This is a genomic window from Pseudomonas sp. UME65, assembly GCF_014170225.1.
Lineage (GTDB): Bacteria > Pseudomonadota > Gammaproteobacteria > Pseudomonadales > Pseudomonadaceae > Aquipseudomonas > Aquipseudomonas protegens.
This window is the reverse complement of sequence record NZ_LZZQ01000014.1, coordinates 704985-729391: the sequence shown is the minus strand read 5'-3', so window position 1 is coordinate 729391 and position 24407 is coordinate 704985. Positions and strand designations below refer to the sequence as shown.

The 24407-nt window shown below is 64.4% G+C and carries 23 protein-coding genes; 18 read left to right on the top strand and 5 right to left on the bottom strand.

The features are described from left to right. Window positions 1–51: 51 nt before the first annotated feature. The 5 genes from A9971_RS23485 to A9971_RS23465 all read right to left on the bottom strand — a co-directional run bounded on the left by A9971_RS23485 (window position 52) and on the right by A9971_RS23465 (window position 8169). Window positions 52–2670, bottom strand: a complete 2619-nt coding sequence (locus tag A9971_RS23485; protein ID WP_009616269.1) for a LuxR C-terminal-related transcriptional regulator — start codon at window positions 2668–2670, stop codon at window positions 52–54. A 91-nt stretch (window positions 2671–2761) separates the two neighbouring features. Next, window positions 2762–3985, bottom strand: a complete 1224-nt coding sequence (locus tag A9971_RS23480; RefSeq protein WP_009616271.1) for an NAD(P)/FAD-dependent oxidoreductase — start codon at window positions 3983–3985, stop codon at window positions 2762–2764. Window positions 3986–3995: 10 nt separating this feature from the next. Then, on the bottom strand, window positions 3996–5546 hold the full coding sequence (locus tag A9971_RS23475) for an acyl-CoA synthetase (RefSeq protein WP_009616272.1): 1551 nt from the start codon (window positions 5544–5546) through the stop codon (window positions 3996–3998). 36 nt (window positions 5547–5582) lie between these two features. Beyond that, the gene (locus tag A9971_RS23470; RefSeq protein WP_009616273.1) at window positions 5583–6686 is read right to left on the bottom strand and encodes an NAD(P)-dependent alcohol dehydrogenase; all 1104 of its coding nucleotides are present in this window, start codon (window positions 6684–6686) and stop codon (window positions 5583–5585) included. Window positions 6687–6705: 19 nt separating this feature from the next. Beyond that, window positions 6706–8169: an aldehyde dehydrogenase family protein gene (locus tag A9971_RS23465; RefSeq protein ID WP_052058996.1), complete on the bottom strand. Its 1464-nt coding sequence runs from the start codon at window positions 8167–8169 to the stop codon at window positions 6706–6708. A 170-nt stretch (window positions 8170–8339) separates the two neighbouring features. Between A9971_RS23465 and A9971_RS23460 the strand changes: the two genes are divergently transcribed. The 18 genes from A9971_RS23460 (at window position 8340) to A9971_RS23375 (ending at window position 24376) form a co-directional block, all read left to right on the top strand. Beyond that, entirely contained in the window at window positions 8340–9176 is an 837-nt protein-coding gene (locus tag A9971_RS23460; RefSeq protein ID WP_052058997.1) for an enoyl-CoA hydratase/isomerase family protein, read from the top strand. 162 nt (window positions 9177–9338) lie between these two features. After that, the gene (locus tag A9971_RS23455) at window positions 9339–10268 is read left to right on the top strand and encodes a LysR family transcriptional regulator (RefSeq protein WP_009616276.1); all 930 of its coding nucleotides are present in this window, start codon (window positions 9339–9341) and stop codon (window positions 10266–10268) included. A 2-nt stretch (window positions 10269–10270) separates the two neighbouring features. After that, complete coding sequence (locus A9971_RS23450; protein ID WP_009616277.1) at window positions 10271–10522, top strand: EexN family lipoprotein; 252 nt, start codon at window positions 10271–10273, stop codon at window positions 10520–10522. Window positions 10523–10740: 218 nt separating this feature from the next. Further along, the gene (locus A9971_RS23445) at window positions 10741–12741 is read left to right on the top strand and encodes a conjugal transfer protein TraG (protein WP_009616278.1); all 2001 of its coding nucleotides are present in this window, start codon (window positions 10741–10743) and stop codon (window positions 12739–12741) included. Then, window positions 12738–13199, top strand: coding sequence for a ribbon-helix-helix protein, CopG family (locus A9971_RS23440; RefSeq protein ID WP_009616279.1), 462 nt, complete (start codon window positions 12738–12740; stop codon window positions 13197–13199). Before A9971_RS23445 ends, A9971_RS23440 begins: the two co-directional genes overlap by 4 nt. Next, complete coding sequence (gene trbB, locus A9971_RS23435; protein WP_009616280.1) at window positions 13196–14221, top strand: P-type conjugative transfer ATPase TrbB; 1026 nt, start codon at window positions 13196–13198, stop codon at window positions 14219–14221. Before A9971_RS23440 ends, trbB begins: the two co-directional genes overlap by 4 nt. Continuing rightward, window positions 14218–14601, top strand: coding sequence for a TrbC/VirB2 family protein (locus tag A9971_RS23430; protein WP_009616281.1), 384 nt, complete (start codon window positions 14218–14220; stop codon window positions 14599–14601). Before trbB ends, A9971_RS23430 begins: the two co-directional genes overlap by 4 nt. After that, a complete protein-coding gene (locus A9971_RS23425; RefSeq protein ID WP_009616283.1) occupies window positions 14598–14867 on the top strand; it encodes a VirB3 family type IV secretion system protein in 270 nt (89 codons plus the stop codon). Before A9971_RS23430 ends, A9971_RS23425 begins: the two co-directional genes overlap by 4 nt. A gap of 15 nt (window positions 14868–14882) precedes the next feature. After that, a complete protein-coding gene (gene trbE / locus A9971_RS23420) occupies window positions 14883–17318 on the top strand; it encodes a conjugal transfer protein TrbE (protein ID WP_009616285.1) in 2436 nt (811 codons plus the stop codon). After that, on the top strand, window positions 17315–18052 hold the full coding sequence (gene trbJ / locus A9971_RS23415) for a P-type conjugative transfer protein TrbJ (RefSeq protein WP_009616287.1): 738 nt from the start codon (window positions 17315–17317) through the stop codon (window positions 18050–18052). The genes trbE and trbJ overlap by 4 nt, the downstream gene beginning before the upstream one ends. Window positions 18053–18063: 11 nt before the next feature. Further along, window positions 18064–18393: a hypothetical protein gene (locus A9971_RS23410; RefSeq protein ID WP_009616288.1), complete on the top strand. Its 330-nt coding sequence runs from the start codon at window positions 18064–18066 to the stop codon at window positions 18391–18393. Beyond that, complete coding sequence (gene trbL, locus A9971_RS23405) at window positions 18390–19763, top strand: P-type conjugative transfer protein TrbL (RefSeq protein WP_009616289.1); 1374 nt, start codon at window positions 18390–18392, stop codon at window positions 19761–19763. Before A9971_RS23410 ends, trbL begins: the two co-directional genes overlap by 4 nt. 12 nt (window positions 19764–19775) lie before the next feature. After that, entirely contained in the window at window positions 19776–20480 is a 705-nt protein-coding gene (gene trbF / locus A9971_RS23400) for a conjugal transfer protein TrbF (RefSeq protein WP_009616290.1), read from the top strand. Continuing rightward, window positions 20477–21463: a P-type conjugative transfer protein TrbG gene (gene trbG / locus A9971_RS23395; protein ID WP_009616291.1), complete on the top strand. Its 987-nt coding sequence runs from the start codon at window positions 20477–20479 to the stop codon at window positions 21461–21463. Before trbF ends, trbG begins: the two co-directional genes overlap by 4 nt. 2 nt (window positions 21464–21465) lie before the next feature. Beyond that, window positions 21466–22740 (top strand): TrbI/VirB10 family protein, encoded by a 1275-nt coding sequence (locus A9971_RS23390; RefSeq protein ID WP_009616292.1) that lies wholly within the window; start codon window positions 21466–21468, stop codon window positions 22738–22740. Then, complete coding sequence (locus A9971_RS23385) at window positions 22737–22982, top strand: DUF2274 domain-containing protein (protein WP_009616293.1); 246 nt, start codon at window positions 22737–22739, stop codon at window positions 22980–22982. Before A9971_RS23390 ends, A9971_RS23385 begins: the two co-directional genes overlap by 4 nt. A 588-nt stretch (window positions 22983–23570) precedes the next feature. Beyond that, a complete protein-coding gene (locus A9971_RS23380) occupies window positions 23571–23849 on the top strand; it encodes a hypothetical protein (protein WP_026019975.1) in 279 nt (92 codons plus the stop codon). A gap of 5 nt (window positions 23850–23854) precedes the next feature. Beyond that, complete coding sequence (locus A9971_RS23375) at window positions 23855–24376, top strand: AlpA family transcriptional regulator (RefSeq protein WP_053153583.1); 522 nt, start codon at window positions 23855–23857, stop codon at window positions 24374–24376. The last annotated feature ends 31 nt before the right edge of the window (window positions 24377–24407 follow it).

Here is a 24407-nt window from a genome sequence, read left to right as displayed (position 1 = left end):
CACGCGCCGTGCATGGCACGACGCAGTCGCCAGGAAATGGGCGGGTGGGAGTTACTCGCCGTGGTTCAGTAGTTGCAGCTGGCGGGCGACGACCAGGGCTCCGGAGCGGTTTTTCACCCCGAGCTTGCCGTAGATGTTGTAGACATGCCATTTGACCGTGGCCAGGGAAATGAACAGCTGGTCGGCGATCTGCTGGTAGGTCAGCCCGGATTCGAGCAGCGCCAGCAATTCCAGTTCGCGCCGCGATAACGGCTCTGCCAGCTGCGTAGCCTTCTTGCAGGATTGCGCTCGCAACTGCAGGGCGTCGCACAGCCGTGCGAACAGCTCCCGCTCGCTCGAGGGCAGGTGCTGTCCGCCGGCATTGCATAGCCACTGCATGGGCGATGCCGAGAAGCGCCGCAGGTCGAGGAAGACCCGGTAGAGGTTGTTTTCGCGGGCCACCTTGAGCGCCCCGCACATGACCTTGCCGGCTGCGGCTGCGCTTTCGGTCTGCGTCAGCAGGGCGGCCTGAACGATCAGCACTCGGCAATGGAGCAGGGGCTGGAGCTGCAGCGCCGGTTCGTCCAGCAGTTGCCGGTAGCGCCTTTCGGCGTCGGCATGGTGTTCGCGGGCGCAGCTCAGCAGCAGCTCGACATAGGCCTGATTCAACCTTGGCACCAGGCGGGTGTCCTGATACTCGGGCTGCGCCATCAGCTGTTCCAGTGCGTTGGCGGCAATCAGCGCTTCGCTGGTACGGCCGTGATCGAGCAGCAGTTCGATACGCTGTTGGTGCAGCAGCGTTTCCAGGCGTCGAGGGTAGAGCGCGCTGATCGCCTGCGCCTCATCCAGCACCTGCAGGGCCTCGCCCAGGCTGCTGCGGGCTGCCAGGCGGGCGCGTACGGCGATCCCGGCGATGGCGCTCTCGATAAGGCCGTGGCTTCTGATATGCCGGTAGCCGATCTCGACGTAGTCGCCGGCCCCGTCCAGGTCGTCATGCTCGTAAGCGATGCGCGATAGCAGCAGCGCGCAGGTGGAGAGGATCGCGGAGTGTTCGCCGATTTCCTGGGCGGCCAGGTAGAACTGCTCGTTGAGCAGCAGGCGGGCGCGGCTGTAGTCACCGAACTCCAGTTGATAGAGGGCGTTGAGCAGGTTGACCCAGATCTTGCCGTACACGCTGCCGGAGCGCTGGATGGCCGATATGGCGCGGATACCGGCGCTCGCTGCGCCGCTGCAGTCGGCGTCGAGACGCAGTGCAATGAGCTGGGCGCTGGCGATCACCGCGATGTCGAAGGCATCGGCATCCGGGTGCTGTTCCAGCCAGTGGCTCGAACGCTCCGCCACGCCTGCGGTCCGGTCCTGGAAGATGGCCAGCACCAGTTCCAGTGAGTCGAGCTTGGACGTATGGTCGCGTCGTTCCTGGGGGCTGAGGCCGGTGTTGTTACGGATGGCCGAGGTCAGTTGCAGGATGCGCTCGTGCGCTTCCTGCCAGCAGTAGGAAAAGGCCAGTGACCAGGTTGACCAGTACACCAGTTCGTTCCATTCGAAGATGGGGCCGACCTGCATGTCACGGGTCCAGTCAACGATGGTGGGCAACTCGCCGAGATTGCGTACCAGGATCTCGCTGGTCTTGCTGATCACCAGACGGGCGACGCGCGGCTCGCCGCTGGCCCGGGCATAGTCGGCGGCCAGCCGATAGCGCTGGTGGCGGATCGACCAGCGCGTGGCTCGCACCAGCAACTTGCGCTGATGGGCCGAGGTGTGGCCCTGATCCAACAGGAATTCGCGGAACAGGGGGTGCAGGCGGTAGTCGTCTAGGTTGCGGTCGCGCGTTTCGAGGAATGCCCCGGCGCGGTACAGGCCTTCCAGTTGTTCATGGCTATCCCGGCGTTGCAGCGCGTAGTCGCAGAGTGCGCCGCAACCGCTGCCGATTACGGCAAAATCGTGAAGGAAGGCTTGCTGCTGCCGATCCAGATGGGTCAGCACCTGCTCCTCGAAGAAGGTACGCAGGCCCTGGTCCCTGCCGGAGAAGGTCACCAGCTTGGCTGATTGTTTCTTGTCTCGTCCGAGGATGCGGCACAGGTTGACCGCAAGCGGCCAGCCTTCGGTTAGCTGGTGCAAGTGCTCGCGCTGGCTGGCGGGCAGTTCCTGGCTGAGCAGCAGGTTGGTTTCGTCGGCGCTGAAGCTCAATTGCGTGCTGTCGATGCTGTGCAACTGGCTTCGCATCTCCAGGCGGGAAAGCTTCAGGGCCGGTTGATGGCGACAGGCCAGGGCGATATGCAGGCGTGGCTGGTCGAGTTGGAGGATCTGCTCCAGCAAGCCCGTGCTATGCGGGCTTTCCAGTTGCTCATAAGCGTCGATGAATATGACCAGGGGCGCCTTGAGGTTCTGCAGGCGTGCCAGCAGCGTTTCAGCAGTGGTGGCGGTGGAGCCTGGCAGCTGCTGGCAAATGGCATGCAGAAGCGTTTCGCTGCCGACCTCGCTCCATTGCTCGGCCGAAATCCATATCCCCTGGGCGTTGGCGCGATGGACATGCTGCATGCAGTAAGCCAGTGCCGTGCTCTTGCCATAGCCTGCGGGGGCGCGGAGCAGTGTCAGACGGTGCGTGGTGAGCTTGCTCAGCAGCACGTCGTAAAGATGGCGCGGGATGAAGCCGGCAGGTGGATAAGCCTGGGGCTGCAAGCAGGTCTTCATTGTTCTTGTTCTTATTGGCGAGTGATTAGGTCAAGGCCGCTCTCGTTGGGCATTTCTCCGGGCGCATCCCTGCGCCAGTGGGGCAAGCCGTTCAGGCTGGCTGGGCAGGCAGCGCCGCGTTGATATCGCAGGTTTCATCGGCCAGCTTGAGCGGATCGACCCGCGTCGCCGTGGCGATCAACCGCTTGCTGGCGATGAACTCCTTGGGGCGGTTCACGCACAGGGCGCTGAGGATCACCCCATCGTGCAGGTAGAACCGGGAAAAGCTACCGGCGCAAGCGTCTCCACGTTGTACCACGCACTCGTATTCATCGACTAGACCGGCGATCTGGAGACGGGTGTCGTACTGATCCGACCAGAACCATGGTAGGGCCTCATGGCGTTTTTCATGACCGCACAAGGTGGCGGCTGCCGACCTCGCCTGATCGCTGGCATTGGCCAGGCATTCCAGGCGTACCATGCGCCGCAGGTGCGGGCTCGGAAAGCGGGTGCAATCCCCGGCGGCGACAATGTCGGCATCGGATGTTCGGCCATGGCTATCGACCAGGATGCCATCGTCGATGGCCAGCCCCGCGTCCTTGGCCAGCTCGATATTGGCTTGTACCCCTATGCCGATCACCACCAGGTCTGCCGGATAGCGGGTGCCGTCGCCGCATAGCACCGCTTCGACGCGTTCATGGCCCAGCAGCTCACTGACCTGGCATCCGGTCCGGATGGTCACACCATGAGCGCGATGCAGAGCCTCGAAGAATGCCGATACCGATGCATCGACGCTGCGTCCGAGAATGCGCGGCGCGGCCTCCAGCACGCTGACCTCCAGGCCTAGCTGGCGCAGGCTGGCGGCGGTTTCCAGGCCGATGTACCCCGCGCCGATAACCACCGCAGTGCGGGCTCCTGGTAGCTCCGCGCGCAGACGGTCGGCATCGGCGAGATCGCGCAGGTAATGCACGCCGGCCAGTTCGCCGCCCCTGATGCCCAGGCGGCGCAGGCGAGCGCCGGTGCAAAGCGCCAGCTTGGTGTAGGCAAGGCGCTGGTGGTTATCCAGCAGCACTTCATGGGCCTGGCGGTCTATCCGTGACACGCGTGTGGAGGGCAGGAACTCGATGCCGTATTTATCCAGGCTGGCCTGTGGGTGGATGATCGCCACCTCGGACTCTCCCTTGAGATAGGCCTTGGACAGCGGCGGGCGGTGGTAGGGCAGCGAAGGCTCGTCGCCAATGAGCAGGATGCGTCCCTGCCAGCCCTCCTGGCGTACGCCGACGGCCATCTGTATACCGGCATGGCTGGCGCCGATGATGATGCAGGTTCCGTTCATCCTCGCCTCCTCACCGTGCGGCCCTGGCGTACTCATCGCGCAGCAGGCGCTTGAGCAGCTTGCCCGTGGGCTCGCGAGGCAGGTCCTGGCGGAACTCGATGCTGCGCGGGCATTTGATCGAGGACAATTGCGCGCGGCAGAACTGGTTGAGCTCCGCGGCGAGGGCGTCACTGGCCTGGTTGTGGTCATGCAGCTGAACCACCGCGTGGACCGACTCACCCAGGTCGTTGTCAGGAATGCCGATCACGGCGGCGTCCAGCACCTGCGGGTGGCTGAGCAGGACGTTTTCGGTTTCCTGTGGATACACGTTGACGCCGCCGGAGATGATCATGTGGCTCTTGCGGTCGGTCAGATAGAGGTAGCCATCGGCGTCTAGGTGACCGATGTCGCCCACGCAGGCCCAGCCCTTGTCATTGTAGGCTTCGGCCGTCTTGACCGGGTCCTTGTGGTAGGAGAACGGCAGGCTATCGGAGAAATACACCAGGCCATCCTCGCCCGCTGGCAGCTCGCGGCCATCCTCGCCGAGGATATGCAGGCGGCCGTAGATGGCGCGTCCCACCGTACCCGGATGCCTGAGCCAGTCGTCGGTGCTGGCCATGGTCATGCCGATCTGTTCGGTACTGCCGTAGTACTCGTAGAGGATCGGTCCCCACCAATCGATCATGGCCTGCTTGGTGGGAATCGGGCAGGGGGCGGCGGCATGCACGGCTACCTGCTGGCTGCTCAGGGAGTATCTGTTCCTGGTTTCATTCGGCAGGTTGAGCAGGCGATGGAACATGGTCGGCACCCACTGGCTGTGGGTTACCTGGTATTCGTCGATGGCGGCAAGGGCCGCTTCAGGCTCGAACTTCTCCATCAGAATCGCGGTGCCGCCGAGCACATGCACCCCCCTTACCCATTTCAGCGGGGCAGCGTGGTAGTAGGGGGCGGGTGACAGGTACACGGAGTGTTCGTTGACGGCAAAGGCCTTTTCCAACTGCTGGGCAATTACCTCGGTACTGCCCAGGGGCAGCCCTGTGAGCTTCGGCTTGACCCCTTTGGGGCGTCCCGTGGTGCCGGATGAATAAAGCATCTCACTGCCTTCGCGCGGATCCTCCAACGTGGCGGGAGAGTACTGCTGCACGGCCGCGAGCAGCGACTCCGTAGCGGGGCGCTGTGCGTCGAGAATGAACACCCTGGGGGCGGATGGCAGGCTGGCGATTGCCGCGAGCAGCTCTGGCGTGGCGCATTTGGCGCTTAAGACCAACAGCTTGGCGTCACAATCCTCGACGATGTAGGCGCTTTCGGCGGGCGTTAGCCGGGTGCTCAGGAAGGTGTAGTACAGCCCGGCATAGTGGGCACCCCATTGCAGGGCAGGGCACTCCACGCGGTTTTCCAACTGGTAGGCGACATGATCGCCATATTCCAGCCCGAGCGACTGATAGAGGCGTGCCAGGCGGTTGGCGAAGGCGTCCAGCTCATGATAGGTGAGTGACGCACCCGTTTCGGCGATCAACACGGCAATGCGCTCGGGCGCGCACTTGGCGTGATAACCGGGGTGACGGAGAAGGGGAGTAGCCATGCAGCGATTCCTCGAATGGCGAAGACGAAATTCAAATCAACCGGCCAATAGCACAGGCTTGACGCAGGTGCCCGCATGCTGGGCGGCGATGGCTTTGTTGATTTGTGCGAGGGGGAAGGTCGTGACCAGCTTGTCTATTGGCAGGCGGCCGGCCTGGTACAGGGCGATCAGTTCTGGAATCGACTGCTGGGGATCGCTGTCGCCTTCGATGATGCCCTTGAAAATGATGCCGCTCTGGACCATCTCGGCCAGGGTACCGGGCAACTTCTGCTCCCAGTCCTGCGGCACGCCCACCAGGCCAAAGGTGGCGCGTGGCGCCAGGCAGCGGTAAGCCGTTTCCAGTGCGGCGCCGATGCCTGAGGTGTCGAATGCATAGTTCACACCTGCCGGCAGGAGGCCTTTGACGACCTGCTCGACATCCTCGCTGAGTGGATCGATAACGGCGGTCGCGCCCAGTTCCAGCGCCAGGGCACGGCGGGCCGCATGGGGCTCGGTGAGGATGATCTGCTGGCAGCCGCGAATCACTGCCGCCATGACTGCAGACAGGCCCACTGCACCACCGCCCAGAATCAGGATGGAGGAGTCGGCTTCACAGGCCAGGGCCCTGGCTACGCCGCCGAATCCGGTCTGGATACCACAGCCCAGTGGGCCTACCAGTTCCAGCGGGATGTCTTTGCTGACTTTGACGACGTTGCGCTGGTTGGCCACGCAATGGCTGGCAAAGGATGATTGGCCAAAGAAGTTGCCGGCCACCGCCGCACCGGTCGCATCATGCAGATTGCTGCCGCCCTGGCGAATACCGGTGAAGTTGAGCAGGCCAAAGGAGTGGCAGTAGGACGGATCGTCGAGTCTGCAGCGTGGGCATTCACCGCAGGAGTGAAAGCTCAGGGCCACATGATCACCCGACTGGACTCCGGTGACTTTGCTGCCTGTCTTGATTACCACACCAGCACCTTCGTGGCCGAACACCGCCGGAGGCTGGATCGGCAAGACACCGGCGGCGGCAACCAGGTCGGTGTGGCAAATACCCACGCCGACGATGCGTACCAACACTTCGTCATCCCGGGGTTCGTCCAGCTCCAGGTTTTCGATGGAGAAACCGTTGCTGTTGGCGCGTGTAACCGCGGCAGTGATTTTCATGGCAGGTTCCCTGATGTTGTTAGAAGAACTTGAACAGCCAGCTCAGAACCCGGCGTGTGGTTTGTGTGTAGGGGGGGAAGAACAGGCTTGAGAGCATGATCTTGCTTTCCAGCACTGAGCGTTCATGAGAGAAGGCGCGGATTCCCCATTCGGCGTGATAGCTGCCGATGCCCGAGTTGTTCACGCCGCCGAATGGCAGGTTGTTGTGCAGGAAGTGCCCGGCGATATGGTTGATGCAGGACGCACCGGCGCTGGTGTTCTGCAAGATATGCTCGATGTTCTGGCGATTCTTGCTCCAGATGTACAAGGCTAGGGGCTTGGGCGCGTTGTTGATGCGCTGGATCACATCATCCAGGTACTCGAAGGTGATGATTGGCAATACCGGGCCGAAGATCTCCTCCTCCATGATCTTGGCGTCGGCCGGTACCTCTTCCAGTAGTGTGGGCGAAATAAACCGCTCCTGGGCGTCCACCGATGCCCCATAGATGGGCTTGGCCCCGCGCTCGACGGCATCCTTGATCAGCCCGGCGATACGACCGGCGTGGCGTTGGTTGACGATGCGGGCCAGAGGGGCGGTGCGGGCTTTTTCCCCTTCGCCATAAACCTTGTCGAGGTGCTGCTTGAGCAATTGCACAAAGCGTTCCTTGACGCTGGCGGCGACGTACAGATGATCCGGCGCGATGCAGGTCTGACCGGCATTGAGGAACTTGCCCCAGGTGATGGTCTTCACCGCCATCTCGAGGTCGGCGCTTTCATCAATGATGGTGGGCGATTTTCCACCCAGTTCCAGGGTTACGCTGGTCAGATGTTCCGCAGCGGCACGCATGACCACTTTGCCGATGGCCGGTGAGCCGGTGAAGAAGGAGTGGTCGAAGGGCAGGCTGAGCAACTCGGTCGCCACCGAGGCGTCGCCCTCGAAAATGGCGACTTCGCTCTCCTCGAAGGTGTCGCGGATGATGTCGACCATGACCGCCGACAGATTCGGGGTCAGCTCCGAGGTCTTGATGATCACCGTGTTGCCAGAGGCGATCGCCGGAACCAGTGGGCCGAAGGTCAGGGTCAGCGGATAGTTCCAAGGCGAAATGATCAGGCAGCGTCCGCGTGGCTCATACCGTACCGAGGCCGAGGTACCGAGCATCAGCGCGGTGCTGGGAATCTTCTTCGGTTTGAGCCACTTCTTCAGGTGTTTGCAGGTGTGGCTGATCTCCATGATGACCGTGAGGATCTCGGTCATTTCCACTTCGATAGCTGGCTTGCCGAAGTCCATCGCACCCGCTGCGATGATTTTGTCGCGCCGAGCTTCAATAGCCTTGCGCAGCCTTTTCAGTTTGTGGATGCGCTCTTCGGCAGTAGAGCTACGGAGTTGCAGAGCGGTATCGCGTTGGGCGGCGAACACGCGCCGAATGTCGGCGCTTTGAGCGTTCTCGACAGGGGCGGCTATAGGGCGAGAGATGGCTTCGACTGGCACTGGCAGAGTCTCCATGGTTATTTTTCTGGTGGAGATTTTTGTGGGCGCTGGAGCGCTGGGTACCAGGCCAATATGAAGCAGTCTGCAAATGGAGGATTCGTCACAAAGAACTAAAAAACACCTCCTGGGCTCGACCAAGGCACATCAGGAATACCCAACCTAAAGGCTAGGTAAGCCGGTCGACCATGACGCTAGGCTACGGCGCGATCCTTCCCTTTCTTATGGATATCGCGATGTCACGCCCTGTCGATTACCACTTCGATGCCGACTCATGTCGTGCAACCCTGACGTTCAATCGCCCAGATGTGCTCAACGCCATTGATGTCGAAACGGCGCAATCCTTCAGCGAAGCCGTGCTGCGGGCCACTGCGGAAACTGGCATCCGTCTGATTGTCATTCGTGGGGCGGGACGGGCCTTTGTGGCCGGTGGCGACTTACAGCGTTTTGCTGACGACTTCGACAAGGCGGACCACGTAGTCAATCAACTGCTGGATCATCTCCATCCTGCGATCCTGGCTCTGCATACCACTCCAGCGTTGGTTCTTGCGTGTGTGCACGGCGTGGTCGCGGGGGCTGGGCTGAGTCTGATGTTGGGCTGTGACCTGATTCTGGCCGCTGATAACACGCGGCTGCTGTTGGCCTACAACAAGGTCGCCGCCTCTCCTGATTGCGGCGGAACTTACTTTCTGCCACGACGCATCGGCATCGGCCCCGCGATGCAACTGATGGTGGGCAGCGGTGAGCTTGTTGCAGAGGAGGCCCGTTCAATGAGTCTGCTGGACTGGTGTGTCCCTTCGCACGAGTTGGAGAGTAGTTTGGAGAGAGTGAGCAGAGAGATTCTGTCTGGCCCGAGTCTGGCATATGGTCGCTATAAGGCTCTGATCCGGGGCGAGCCTGGTGAGCTTCAAGCCCATTTGGAGCGGGAGCGTGCAGCCTTCTGTGCGGCGACCAAGACCGATGATTTCCGTGAGGGTGTCACCGCCTTTCTGATGCGCCGTAATGCAAGGTTTTTGGGGCGTTGATGAGACGGCTCTAGGAAGTCCTAAGTGATTAACTGGCGTTTAAATTCAAGGCTGTTGTTTGAGTGCGGGTTGGGGTAGTGGGAGTAGCGATGCCAAGCGTTCTATCTGAGCCGAGCCATATGGAAACACGGCCGATTACGCGCCAATGGAGAGGGTGGAGTAATGGAGCTTCGACATCTTCGCTGTTTCCTTGCCGTAGCCGAGGAACTGCATTTTGCGCGTGCGGCTGAGCGTTTGCACATCGAGCAGTCGCCCTTGTCGCGTGCGATCAAGGAGCTCGAGGAGGAACTGGGAACACGGCTCTTTGTGCGGACGACGCGGAGCACAAGACTCTCACATGCCGGACGACTGTTCCTGGAGCATGTGCCGCGCGTCTTCACCGCGCTGCAACAGGCGCAGGATAGTGTGAAGGCCGCCGCCAATGGATTTTGCGGTCAACTGCGGGTGGCACTCTCGGACGGGATTTCTCCGTCGCGTTTCTCCTCGTTCCTGGCGCGATGCCGGCAAGAGGAGCCGGAGCTAGAGATTCGCCTGTCAGAGGTGCCGCTGTCTCAGCAGATCAAGGGACTGCATGATGATCTTTATGACGTGGGCTTCGCCCAGTCGGCCGAGGTCGGGGATGGCGTCGTTGCTATTCCAGCCTGGAGCGATCCGCTGGTGGTGGCGGTGCCGGAGCGCCATCCCATCCTGTCCCACAAGCACATTCCGCTGGAGGAATTGCTGCGTTACCCACTGGTGTTGTGCGACCCACAAGCTTGCGAAGGTCATGCACGACAGGTCGAGCGCTTCTTGCGCCAGGCCGAAGCGGAGCCTCTGGTCGCGGAGCAGGTGACCTCCTGCGACCTGATGATGGCGCTTGTCGCGGCAGGCTTCGCCCTAGGGCTGACGGGAGAGTCGTGCATCGCGGCTAGCCGCGAATCGGGTGTAGTGGGGCGCGCATTGAGGGGCTTTCCCCAACTGACGACCTATCTGCTGCGTTCGCCGCGTGAACCATCAGCAACGCTGACTCGTTTCATTGAACGGGTACAGACCATCGATTCTTCGGATGACGTCCAGATCGCTAGCCAGGTCAATGCCAGGGAGGAAATCTAGCCGTGAAGAAGATTACGCCGTTTCTCTGTGTCCTGGCCCTTGCGGCCTGCGGTCAGCCTGAAACATCGACGCCGTCGGTTGATGAGCTCGCGGCCGATCCCGCACGACTGAAAGAGCTGCGCCAGCAGTGCAAGCTGGAGCGCGCCCAGTTGGGTGATGAGCTGTGCAATCGCGTCGCCGAGGCCACGCGCAAGCGGTTCTATGGCGATGGGAAAGTGCCCTACACGCCGCCGAAAGAGCCGCCCAAGTTCTGATCGTGGGCGATCTGCTAAATCGTCCACTAGCTTGCTCAACACGCCGTAATGCGCTTGCGCATGCGGCGGTTTCTCTCCATTCGCTCTCGCATGAATTGATGCGCTCCAGTCCAGTGTTGTCCCGATAAAGGTCTTTGACCGGCACTGACCCGGCACCGAGTCTCGACCACGCAGCCAGCATTTTTGCTGCCTTCATTGGAGAGATTGGGAGCCGGGAAATGCAAGGGACGAACGTGCTGTTCGGGCAGATCGCCGCCGTATTCGGCATCGTGATCGCCGGCGTGTGGGTCGCCACACAATGGACAGCCGCCGCCCTGGGCTATCAGGTACGCCTCGGTTCGCCTTGGTTCGATTGCTTTGGCACGCCGGTATATCACCCCTGGCGGTTGTTCGACTGGTGGTTCTTCTTCGGCGCCTATGCGCCGGAGATTTTCGACACCGGTGGTGCCATCGCCGCCGCCAGTGGCATGGTCGCCGTGGGCGTCGCCATCGCCATGTCGATCATGCGTTCGCGCCAGTCGCGCCTGGTCACGACCTATGGTTCGGCGCGCTGGGCCGAGGCCGCCGACATCCGTTTGGCAGGCCTGGACCGGCCGGCAGGTATCTTCCTCGGCCTGCATGATGGTCAGTACCTGCGCCATGAAGGCCCGGAACACGTCCTGACTTTCGCGCCTACCCGCTCCGGCAAGGGCGTAGGCTTGGTTATCCCCACGCTGCTGAGCTGGCCAGCCTCGGCGGTCATCCACGACATCAAGGGCGAGAACTGGAACCTGACCGCCGGCTGGCGCTCGCGCTTCTCGCACTGTCTGCTGTTCAACCCCACCGATCCGCTTTCGGCCGCCTACAACCCTTTGCTGGAGGTTCGGCGCGGTTCGCATGAAGTGCGTGACGTGCAGAACATCGCCGACATCCTGGTTGATCCGGAAGGCGCGCTGGAGCGCCGCAACCACTGGGAGAAGACCTCGCACGCGTTGCTGGTCGGCGCCATCCTGCACGTGCTCTACGCGGGCAAGGACAAGACGCTGCGCGGCGTCGCCAACTTCCTGAGCGACCCGGCATGCCCGTTCGAGGTGACGCTGCACCAGATGATGACGACGCGTCACCTGGGTGACGGGACGCATCCAGTGGTGGCGTCCGCCGCGCGCGAAGTGCTCAACAAGAGCGACAACGAGCGCTCGGGTGTGCTGAGCACCGCCATGTCGTTCCTGGGGCTGTACCGAGACCCCACGGTGGCCGAGGTCACCTCGCGCTGCGACTGGCGCATCGCCGATCTGATCGCCGCTGAACATCCGGTGTCGCTGTATCTGGTGGTGCCGCCGTCCGATATCAGCCGCACCAAGCCGCTGATCCGGCTCATCTTGAACCAGATCGGGCGGCGGCTCACCGAATCGCTCGACGGTTCTGACGGCATCGAGCGCCGCCACAAGCTACTGCTGATGCTCGACGAGTTCCCTGCGTTGGGCAGGCTCGACTTCTTCGAGACGGCGCTTGCCTTCATGGCCGGTTACGGCATCCGCAGCTTTCTCATTGCCCAATCGCTTAACCAGATCGACAAGGCCTACGGGCAGAACCATTCCATCCTCGACAACTGCCATGTGCGTGTGACCTTCGCCACCAACGACGAGCGCACGGCCAAACGCATTTCCGAGACGCTGGGCACCGCGACCGAGCTGCGCGCACAGCGCAACTACGCGGGCCACCGGCTCGCGCCGTGGTTGGGGCACCTGATGGTGTCGCGTCAGGAAACGGCGCGGCCGCTGCTGACGCCAGGGGAGGTGATGCAGCTGCCGCCGGACGAGGCCGTGGTGATGGTCTCCAGCGTCGCGCCGATCCGGGCCAGGAAGCTGCGCTACTACAGCGATGCCAACTTCAAGCGCCGCGTGCTGCCGCCACCGGTTCTCGTGACCGGGCGCTACGCCGACGCACCGCCGGCGCGAGCGGACGACTGGAGCGACCTGACCATGCCGGCTGTGCCGGCGCCCTTGGCTGCGGATCTGGGAGATGACTTGGCAGCTATCGTCGAGGAGGGTGGTCCACGCCGCCAGCCCGAGCTGTCCCAGACTGTTACCTACAACCCCGATCCAGAAGGCTCGGTCAGTGACTTGTCGCTACTCGATGACGACGACCTGCAGCCCGTTCTCCCTCGCCAGCTCAATCCGGCCATGCAGCGCGTCGCCCGGCTGGCTGCCCTCGACCCCGACGACGGAATCCAGCTATGAGCCAGTACCGCCTCAACCTGTTCATCCAGCCCGAGCATGCCCGCCGCCTGGACGAGCTGGCCGCCAAGAAGGGCGTGTCCAAGTCCTCCATCGTGGCGGCGGCCCTGGCGTCCTGGCTGTCGCCGGATTCAGGCGACCAGCGCGAGGCGGCCATCGCCAAGCGGCTGGATCGCCTGTCGCGCCAGTTCGAGCGCCTGGAGCGCGACCAGGCCATCGAGATCGAGACGCTGGCTCTGTTCGTGCGCTACTTCCTGACCGTCAGCACGCCGGTGCCCGAGGCGCACCAGGAAGCGGCCAAGGCCCAGGGCAAGGCGCGCTTCGAGCAGTTCGTCGAGCAGCTCGGCCGTCACCTATTGCGCGGCCGAAGCCTGGTACGCGACGTGGTCGAGGAGCTGTACCCGAACAGCTCACACACGTATGAGACGGCGCAGGGTGAAGCGCAGGAGCGTGTCTCATGAGTACCGTGCAATCCTTCAGCACAACCTCGCTGGACCGGCGCATCCGCATGCTGCGCACGGCAATGGGGCCGGTGATCGCCGCCGCGCTCGAAGACCCGGACGTGGTCGAGATCATGCTCAACCCCGACCGCACGCTCTGGGTCGATCGCTTGTCGTCGGGGCGCGCGCCGCTGGGCGCGGAACTGTCCGAGGAAGACGGCGAACGCATCATCCGCCTGGTCGCCGCTCACGTCGGCGCGGAAGTGCATCGCGGCCAGCCGCTGCTGACCGCCGAACTACCGGAAACGGGTGAGCGTTTCGAGGGCATCCTGCCGCCGGCGGCGCCGGGGCCGGCCTTCGCGCTGCGCAAACGCGCCGTGGGCATCATCCCGCTGGAGCGCTACGTGACCGACGGAATGATGACCGCCGCGCAGGCCGAGTTCCTGCGCGGCGTGGTGCGCGAGCGGCAGAACATCCTGATCGCCGGCGGCACCAGCACCGGCAAGACCACGCTGGCCAATGCCTTGCTCGCGGAGATCGCCGCCACCGGCGACCGCGTGCTGGTGCTCGAGGACACCATCGAGCTGCAATGTGCCGCGCATGACCATGTGCCATTGCGCACCCGAGCGGGTGTGGTGTCCATGCGCGAGCTGGTACGCGCCACGATGCGCCTGCGCCCCGACCGCGTGGTGGTCGGCGAGGTGCGCGGCGGCGAGGCATTGGACCTCATCAAGGTCTGGGGCACCGGCCATCCAGGCGGCATCGCCACCCTCCATGCTGGCTCCGCCCTGGGCGCGCTGCTGCGCCTGGAGCAGCTGGTGCTCGAAGTGGCGGTGAATCCGCCGCGCGCGCTGATCGCGGAGGCGGTCAACGTGGTGGTCTTTATCGCCGGCCGCGGCCGCAAGCGCCGCATCGAGAGCATCGCCCGCGTCACCGGCTTCGACGAGGCAGGCTACTGCCTGGCGGAAGTGCCGGGAGAGCCGCTCGCCGATCAGCTCACGCCCTTTTTCCTGTCCCCGACCACGCCTGGAGAACTGCCATGATGCCGACACGCGCCCCTGCTTTCCGCTTTTCCGTAAATAAGGCCACATGCCTGGCACGCCTGCGACGCCTGGCCGGACCCGCGCAGCGTGGCTTGCTGCTGGCCGCCGTCATGCTGATGACGGCTAGCACGGCGAGGGCCGCCGGCTCCTCGATGCCCTGGGAAGGTCCGCTCGAGTCCATCCTTGAGTCGATCCAGGGGCCGGTCGCGCGCATCGTGGCGGTGATCATCATCATCGCCACGGGGCTGGCGCTAGCGTTCGGCGACACCTCGGGTGGCTTTCGCAAGCTGATTCAGATCGTCTTCGGCCTATCCATCGCGTTCGCGGCATCCTCGTTCTTCCTGTCCTTCTTCAGCTTCTCCGGCGGGGCGGTCGTATGAGCACGGCCAGCGACCTGCCGGGCTTCGAGGTGCCGCTGCACCGCTCGCTGACCGAGCCGATCCTGCTCGGTGGCGCGCCGCGCACCGTGGCGATCGCCAATGGCACGCTGGCGGCCGCCGTCGGACTGGGTCTGCAGCTTTGGTTGCCGGGCCTGGTGCTGTGGCTGGTCGGCCACGCGCTTGCGGTCTGGGGCGCGCGGGTCGATCCGCAGTTCATGCAGGTGTTCGCCCGGCACCTCAAGCACAAGCCGCTGCTGGACGTGTGAGGGGAGGGTGCCGCGATGCTGAACCTTACCGAATACCGCCAGCGCCCGGCGCTGCTCGCCGATTGGCTGCCCTGGGCTGGTCTGGTCGCGCCCGGCACCGTGTTGAACAAGGACGGCTCGTTCCAGCGCACGGCGCGTTTCCGTGGCCCCGACCTCGACAGTGCGACGCAGGGTGAACTGATGGCCACCACGGCAAGACTGAACAACGCGCTGCGCCGGCTCGGCGCCGGATGGGCGCTGTTCGTCGAGGCTGAGCGCAGGCCGGCGGCGGATTATCCGCACTCGGACTTCCCCGAACCGCTGTCGTGGCTGGTGGACGAGGAGCGGCGGGCGACGTTCGAGGAGTCCGGCGAGCACTTCGAGAGCGCCTATCACCTCACACTGCAATACCTGACGCCAGAGGAGTCGCATGCCCGCGCGGCCAGGTTGCTGTACGAGCACACGCCAACCGCCGGCGTGGACTGGCGCGAGCGCCTCACGGCCTTTATCGCGGAGACCGAACGCATCTTCGATCTGCTCATGGGCGTGATGCCGGAGCTCGACTGGCTCGATGACGACGAAACGCTGACCTACCTGCACGCGACCATTTCGACGCGACGCTACCGCATCGCCAAGCCGGAAGTGCCGTTCCACCTCGACACGCTGCTGTCTGATACCCCGCTGCTCGGCGGCCTGGCGCCGATGCTGGGTGACGTGCACTTGCGCGTGGTGACGGTGCGTGGTTTCCCGACCTCGACCTGGCCAGGAATTCTGGATGACCTCAACCGGCTGGGCTTCGCCTATCGCTGGAGCACGCGCTTCCTCTGCCTGGACAAGGCCGAAGCGGAAAGGGAACTCGGCCGTCTGCGCCGCCAGTGGTTCGCCAAGCGCAAGAACATCCTGGCGCTGTTGCGCGAAACTCTCTTCCAGCAGGAGAGCCCGCTGGTCGACACCGACGCCAGCAACAAGGCGGCTGATGCGGATGCCGCCTTGCAGGAGCTGGGTAGCGACGAGGTCGCCTTCGGTTTCGTCACCGCGACCGTGACGGTGCTTGATGGTGACGCCGCCGTGGCCGACGAGAAGCTGCGCAGGGTGGAGCGCGTCATCCAGGGCCGGGGCTTCGTGACCATCCCGGAAACCCTCAACTCGGTAGAGGCGTGGCTGTCGTCGGTACCGGGCAACGCCTACGCCAACGTGCGCCAGCCCATCATCTCGACGCTGAATCTCGCCCACCTGATGCCGGTGTCGGCGGTATGGGCCGGGCCGGAGAAGAATACGCATCTCGACGGGCCGCCGCTGATTGTCACCCGCACCGAGGGTGCGACGCCATTCCGGCTGGTGACACATATCGGTGATGTGGGGCACACCCTGGTCGTCGGCCCGACCGGCATGGGCAAGTCCGTGCTGCTCGCCACGCTGGCGATGCAGTTCCGCCGCTACCCCGGCTCGCGCATCTTCGCCTTCGACATGGGGCGCTCCATGCGGGCGACGGTGCTGGGGCTGGGCGGCGAACACTATGACCTGGGCGCCGATGGCGCGATTGCCTTCCAGCCGCTTGCGCACATCGACCAGGAGGGCTACCGCACCTGGGCGGCCGAATGGGTGGAGGGCCGTCTGGCGCACGAGGGCGTGGCTGTCGGCCCGGACGAGAAGGCGGCTATCTGGTCGGGGCTCGGAAGCCTCGCCGGCGCGCCGGTCGAGCAGCGCACGCTCACCGGCCTGTCGGTGCTGCTGCAGTCCAACGCGCTGCGCCAGGCGCTCGCGCCCTATGTGCTCGGTGGGGCACACGGCAAGCTGCTCGACGCTGACCTCGACTATCTGGGCATGGCCGACGTGCAGTGCTTCGAGATGGAGGAGCTGATGCCCAGCAAGGCGGCGGTGCTGGCCGTGTTGGGCTACCTGTTCGCACGCTTCGAGGAGCGTTTCGACGGCGTGCCGACGCTGCTGATCCTCGACGAATCCTGGCTGTTCCTCGACGACCCGGTGTTCGCCGCGCGCATTCGCCAGTGGTTGAAGACGCTGCGCAAGAAGAACGTCAGCGTGATCTTCGCCACGCAGTCGCTCGCTGACATCAAGGACTCGACCATCGCCCCGGCGATCATCGAGAGCTGCGCGAGCCGCATCTTCCTGCCCAATCCGCAGGCGACCGAGCCGCAGATCCGCTCGATCTACGAGGGCTTCGGCCTCAACGGCCGGCAGATCGAGATCGTCGCCACCGCGCAGCCCAAGCGCGATTACTACTACCAGTCCCGTGCCGGCAATCGACTGTTCGACCTCGACCTGGGGCCGGTCGCGCTCGCGTTCGCCGGCACCTCGATGCCCCAGGATCAGCGTGCCATCGACGACGTGCTGCGCGATGCCGGGGTGCCGGGTTTCGCCGGAGCCTGGCTGCGTAATCGCGGCCTCGACTGGGCAGCCGAGCTGTTGCCGTCCGCGCCATCCGCCGCGTCATTTCAGGAGGTTTCGCCATGAAGACCCGCGCGCTTTCCACGTCCCTCGCCGCCGTGCTGTCGGTCTCGTTGCTGGCCGTTCAGCCCGTGTCGGCATTCACCGTCATCGACCCGACAAACCTGATACAGAACACCCTGACTGCTATCAGCGCGATGGAGCAGGTAAGCAACCAGGTGCAGCAGCTGCAGAACGAATCGCAGATGCTCATCAACCAGGCTCGCAACCTCGCGAGTCTGGACTTCAACATCGTCAATCGGCTGCGTTCGTCGTTGGCGAGGAGCGAGCAACTGATCGCCGAGGTGCAGGGGCTGGCCTATGACGTGCAGAACCTCGACCGCGAATTCGCGCGGCTGTACCCAGAGGAGTACGCGGCCACCGTCAGCGGCGACCAGATGTACCGGGACGCCCGCGAGCGCTGGGCGCACACGCTCGACGGTCTGCACACCGCAATGCGCATGCAGGCGCAGGTGTCGCGGAACCTGCATGAGGATGAGGGGGCGCTGTCAGACCTGGTGGGCCAGAGCCAATCGGCGACAGGTGCCCTGCAGGCCATGCAGGCGACCAACCAACTGCTGGCCCTGCAGGCCAAGCAGTCCATCCAGGCGCAGCAGCTCCAGCTCACCCAGGACCGCGCTGCCTCGCTGGAGCTGGCGCGGCAGGCGGCTGCGACCGAGCGCGCCCGCGAGGTTCGGCGACGCTTCCTGGGCGAGGGCACGCCGTACACCCCGCAACCGGTCCGGTTCTACGGGAACTGAGGATGGCCGCCATGCGTAGTGTTTTCATGCTGTCGATTGCCTTGCTGGCAGCCTGCGATCGGCCGTCCTGCGAGGGTCTGGCCGAAACACTGGCCACCAATCCCGCGGGGCTCAAGGCGCTGCGCGCAGAGTGTGTGGCCGACTGGCGGGCGGTGGGCGAGAGTGCCTGCAGGATCGCTGCCGAGGCATACCGGCGCCGCTTCTTCGCCGGCCACTCCGGCCCTGATGAGTATGTCGCCCTGGAGGAGTTGCCGCCAATTCCATCGACCTTCGATGAGCCTGGCGAGGACGTGACCGAAAGCGCTGCGCGGCTGGTTGTCGTCAAGGAGGAGGCACCATGAACGATGTCACGGTCATCGACCGCTTCCTCGATACCTTCTCGCGCTACATCGACTCGGGATTCGGGTTGCTGCAAGGGGAAGTCGCCTACCTGACCGCCACGCTTATAGCGATCGATATGACGATTGCCGGGCTCTACTGGTCGCTCGGTCACGCCACCGGCCAGGGCGAGGACGTGATGGCGAAGTTGATCCGCAAGGTGCTCTACGTCGGTGCCTTTGCCTACATCATCGGCAACTTCAACTGGCTGGCCGGCATCGTCTTCCGCTCTTTCGCCGGGCTGGGCCTGACGGCGACCGGCGCGCTCAGCATGGAGACTTTCCTGCAGCCGGGGCGGTTGGCGAAAACCGGCATTGACGCCGGCGCGCCGATCCTGGAGCAGATCGGCGAACTGACTGGCTTCCCCGAGGTGTTCGTCAACCTCGACCCCATCGTCATCCTGTTCCTGGCCTACCTTGTGATCATCGTCTGCTTCTTCGTGCTGGCGGTGCAGCTGTTCATCACCCTCATCGAGTTCAAGCTGACCACGCTCGCGGGCTTCGTGCTGGTGCCCTTCGCGCTGTGGAACAAGACCGCGTTCCTGGCCGAGAAGGTGCTGGGCAACGTGGTGTCTTCCGGCGTCAAGGTGCTGGTGCTGGCGGTGATCGTCGGCATCGGAACGGGGCTGTTCGCCGAGTTCCAGGTGCATCCCGACGAGCCCTCCATCGACCACGCGCTGGTGGTCATGCTGGCCTCGCTGGCGTTACTCGCCCTGGGCATCTTCGGCCCGGGGATCGCCGCCGGACTGATTTCCGGCGGCCCGCAGCTGGGGGCGGGGGCTATGGCGGGCGCCGCACTCGGCGCGGCGGGTACGGCCGTCGCCGTGGGTGCCGCTGCAACGGGTGTCGGTGCTGCGGTTGCGGCCGGGGCGCGTATGGCGCCGGCCGCCTCCAGGATTGCTGGCAGTGGCGTGCGTGCCGCCACCTCGACAGCTAGCAGTGCGCGTGCCGCATTCCAACTCGGATCTTCCGCTGCCGGTGGCGGCCTCAAGGGCGCCGCGGCCGGGTTGGGCAGCGTTGCCAAGGTCAGCACGCAGGCTGCGGGACAGAGGGTTCCCGCCGGTATGCGTTCACTCAAGTCACGCGCTGCTTCCGCCTTCCAAGCCGAAGGGGCCGGTGCCACTTCTGGCGCCGGCAGGGGTATTCATGGCAATGCGACCCAGGGCGAGTCCGTCGACGCTACCCCCGCGTCAACGGCGCAGCCCGCCTGGGCCAGGCGCCTGCAGAGTCGTCAGCAGATCAGCCATGCCGCCACCACCGTTGCGCACACGTTGCGCAGTGGTGATGGCGGTGGATCGGGCAGTGGTCCGAGCCTGCGGGATTCGGATTCATAAGGAGGGTGAGTCATGCGCTTCAAACGACCACGGGTGCGCTACGCCGAGACGCCGCAACCCTCGACCCCGTACCAGGCCGCCGCCCAGGTATGGGACGAGCGCATCGGCTCGGCCCGCGTGCAGGCGAAGAACTGGCGCCTGATGGCCTTCGGCTGCCTGGCGCTCGCGCTGCTGATGGCGGGGGGCCTGGTCTGGCGCTCGGCGCAGTCCATCGTCACGCCCTACGTGGTGGAGGTGGACCGGACCGGCCAAGTGCGCGCGGTCGGCGAGGCCGCCACGCCCTATCGGCCAGCCGATGCACAGGTCGCCTATCACCTGGCGCGCTTCGTCACGCTGGTGCGTTCGCTGTCGATCGACCCGATCGTGGTGCGGCAGAACTGGCTCGAAGCCTACGACTACACCACCGACCGTGGTGCGGCGGCGCTCAACGACTATGCGCGCACCAACGATCCGTTCGTCCGCGTGGGCAAGGAGTCGGTGACGGTGCAGGTCAGCAGCCTCGTGAGGGCCAGCGACGCCTCCTTCAACGTGCGCTGGACGGAGCGGCGCTTCGTCAACGGCGCGCCTGCCGGCACCGAGCGCTGGAACGCGGTGATCTCCATCGTCCTGCAAACCCCGCGAACCGAACAGCGCCTGCGCAAGAACCCCTTGGGCATCTACGTCAACGGGCTGTCGTGGAGTCGCGAGCTCGATGCGTCCGAAGGAGCCAAGCCATGAACCTGTCTTTCCGTAAATCCGCGTTCCCCCTGGTCCTGCTTGCCTTGGCTGGCTGCTCCAGCCAAGGCAAGCCACCGCCACGCATCTCGCTCGACGAGCCGATGCAGGCGCAGCCGCTGCCTGAGCCGCCGAAGCCGGTGGAAGTGGTGGCGGTGCCGAAGGTGCTACCGATGCCTGGGCAGCTGAAGCCGTTGCCAGAGGAGCCCAGTCCAGCCCCGGAGCCGGCCGACGAGAAGGTGAGGGTGTCGCGCGCGAACCGGGAGGCGAGGGTGGCGCCCACCCGTGAGGGTTACGTCAATGCGATCCAGGTCTGGCCCTATAGCGACGGCGCGCTGTACCAGGTCTATGCCGCCCCAGGGCGGGTGACCGTAATCACGTTGCAGGCCGGAGAGGATCTGGTGACGGTGGCTGCCGGCGACACGGTGCGCTGGATCGTCGGCGACACCTCCAGCGGCGCCGGCGATGCGCTGCGCGTCAACGTGCTGGTCAAGCCGATCCGCTCGGATCTCAAGACCAACCTGGTCATCACCACCAGCCGTCGCACCTACCTGATCGAGCTGACCTCGACCGAGAAAGCCTGGATGGCCTCGGTGTCCTGGGACTACCCGAAGGACCGGATGCTGGCCCTGCAGCGCCAGGCGCAGGCCGCACAGGCGAGCGCGCCGGTCGATACCGGCCTCTCGCTGGAGAAGATTCGCTTCCGCTATGCGATCAGCGGCAGCAAGCCTCCGTGGCAGCCGCTGCGCGCCTTCGACGATGGCGAGAAGGTCTATATCCAGTTTCCCGCCGGCATTGCCCAGGGTGAGCTACCGCCGCTGTTTGTGATCGGCGCGCAGGGCGATGGGCAACTGGTCAACTACCGTTTCCGTTCGCCGTACTACATCGTGGATCGGCTGTTCGGCGCGGCCGAGCTGCGCCTGGGCGGGGACAAGGGCGACGTGGTGCGCATCGAGCGCACGGATGGCGTGGCGCGGGGAAACTGAGCATGAGCCAAGACGATACCCCCGACCTGGTCGCGCCGCCGGCCGGCAAGGTTCCGCCCGAGTCGGTCGCGCTCCGTGCCCAGCCGCGCCCGGTCACGCGGTTGAATCGGCGTACCCTGGCCGTGCTTGCCGGTGGGCTCTCCGCCGCGGTTCTGGGGGCAACCATCTGGTCCTTGCAACCGTCGAAGCCTCGGAGTAGCAACGATCCGGCCGAGCTGTACAACGTCGACCGGGTTTCGCGTTCCGAGGGGCTCGACCGACTGCCCTCGGACTACTCCGAGCTGCCGCCTCCGCCCGAACTGGGGCCGCCGCTACCGGGCGACCTTGGCCCCGCCATCGTGCAGTCGCAACGACCTGCGGCACCCAGCTATACGACACCCGGACACGATCCCGCCGAGGCTGAGCGGCTGGCGCGTTTGAAGGAGGCGGAGGAAGCGGCAGCCTCGTCGGTGTTTTTCCGCACGGGCGGACAGCGCCCAGCCATGGCTGCACCGGCACAACCTGCTGCGGATGCAGCAACGCTGGCGGGTTTCGATCCGCTGGCCGCCGGCCCAGCTTCGACGGCGGCGCACCCCCTCGATCCGACAACCGTGCAGAACCAGCAGGGGCAGAAAGAGGCGTTCCTGCAAGCCGGCTCTACGGATACCCGCAATTTCGGGAACCTGCAGCTGCCGGCGTCGCCGTACCAGGTCATGGCCGGCACGGTGATTGCCGGTGCGTTGGTGACGGGCATCAAGTCGGATCTTCCGGGTGACGTGATCGGCACGGTGACGGAGCCGGTCTACGACACGGCGACCGGCAAGCACCTGCTGATCCCGCAGGGCTCACGCATCCTCGGCCGCTACAACAGCCAGGTCAGCTACGGGCAGAGCCGCGTGCAGGTGGTGTGGAATCGCATCATCCTGCCGGATACATCCTCGCTGACGCTGGACAACCTCGTGGGCACCGATTCAGCCGGCTATGCCGGCCTGGAAGATGGTGTGGATTGGCACTGGGATCGCGTTTTCGTCGGCGCTGCGTTGACGACGCTGCTGGGCATCGGCGCCGAGCTGGCCGCGCCTGAGAACCGCCAGGATGGCGATAGGATCATCATTGCCGGCCGTGACGGCTTGCAGGACAGCGTGAACCAGGTCGGGCAGGAGATAACTCGGCGTAACATGAACATCCAGCCCACCTTGACCGAGAGGCCTGGCCTGCCGGTGCGCATCATTGTCAACCGAGACCTGGTGCTCCGACCATACCAACCACTGTTCTTCAATCGGAGAGCTTCACGATGAGCACGACACGCAAGCTGCGGCTGGGGCCGCTGCCCAAGGCCGAGAGCATCAAGCTGACCTTCGTTTGCCCGGCCAGCCTGAAGGCTCACCTTGACCGCTACGCCGCGCTGCATGCGCAGACCTACGGCGAGACGGTCGATGCTGTAACGCTGATCCCGCACATGCTGGAGGCGTTCATGACCGGGGATAGGGGGTTCAAGAGGGCAGGAAACGATCCTGATCGTCAGCTTCCCACTATTTAATAGGAGGCTTCGGCGGGCAGACTACTGTCGCCAACGTAGGTGTCGAACCTTTAGGCCTCGCGCCGGGGGCAGCGGAGGGCTAAAATGGGAGCTGATTGATAATGGTGTCGCCAAAGTCGTCGCCCCGCAAATCGCTCTATCTCCCGCGTCAGCAAAAGCTCTGCGCGGTTGACGGTAAAAGCGACGGTAAGGCTCCATGTCGGTCACAGCCAGTCCCTTTAGCCATGCGGGTTCAGGCGACCTATTGATGATCGAGTGGGAATGATCGGGGCCGAGTGATCGGCGCTTGATCCATTCGCGTTAGCCAATGGCGATCGGGACCTTCGGGTGTCGATCGCCATTGTCGTTTCTGGGGGATTGCCTGCGGTACACATCGGCATTTGTGTTGCAGGACCTTTGGAAGCGGCGCTTTTTCGGCTTCCGGCAATATCACGTAAGACATGCTCGGCCCCTTGTCCTGGGCTTCTCTCTACCCTTGGATCTCCCCCCGCCTGTTTTTGCTGCGGCTTGTTCGCGGCGGGGTTTGATCGGAGGGTACAAGGTTGTCGGTTGACAACCTTGTGTGACTGGCGATACTGGAGGCTATGGATGGCTCGTGCAACTCATCCCAAGAAGGACATTGAAATGGCCCTGCGCTACGCCGAATGGCAGGGCTGGCGCATCGAGGTCGGCGGTGGTCATGCCTGGGGGCGGATCTACTGCCCGTACAACAACGAAGTGTGTCGCTGTGGCGAGTTTTGCATCACCAGCGTATGGCGCACGCCGAAGAATCCGACCCAGCACGCCCGGGCGTTATGCCGGGTGATCGATAACTGCACCCTGAACCAGCTGCGTGGAGCCAAGTCGCCGGCAGCCCGCAAGGAGTAAGCACCATGGAATACCTGTTCACCCTCAACTACCTGCTGCCGCTGGAGGGCTGTGATCCGCTGCAACTGGTGGAGCGCCTCGGTGCGGCGGGTTGCACCGACGTCCTGGTGGGCACCGGCCTGGCCGGGCGCCTGGCCCTGGAGTTCAGTCGCGAGGCCGAGAGTGCCGAAGCGGCGCTGCTCAGTGCCCTGGGGGATATCAAGCGGATCATTCCCGAAGCGCGGCTGGTGGAGGCCAGCCCGGATTTTGTCGGCCTCAGCGAGATCGCCGAGATCGTCGGCGTGTCCCGGCAGAACATGCGCAAGCTGATGCTCGGCCATGCCGACAGCTTTCCCCTGGCGATCCATGAAGGCAGCGCTTCGCTGTGGCACTTGGCGGAGGTCCTGAGCTGGCTGGACAGCAAGGGCGGCTACGCCCTCAAGCACCCGGTGATCGAGGTGGCGCGGGTGGCGCAGCAGGTGAACACCGCCAAGGAGTCGAAGCGCATCGGCCCCCTCAGCGGTGAACTGGTGGCCTTGCTGGGCTGATGGGGTATTCGCCTGGCAACCTAGCTCCGAT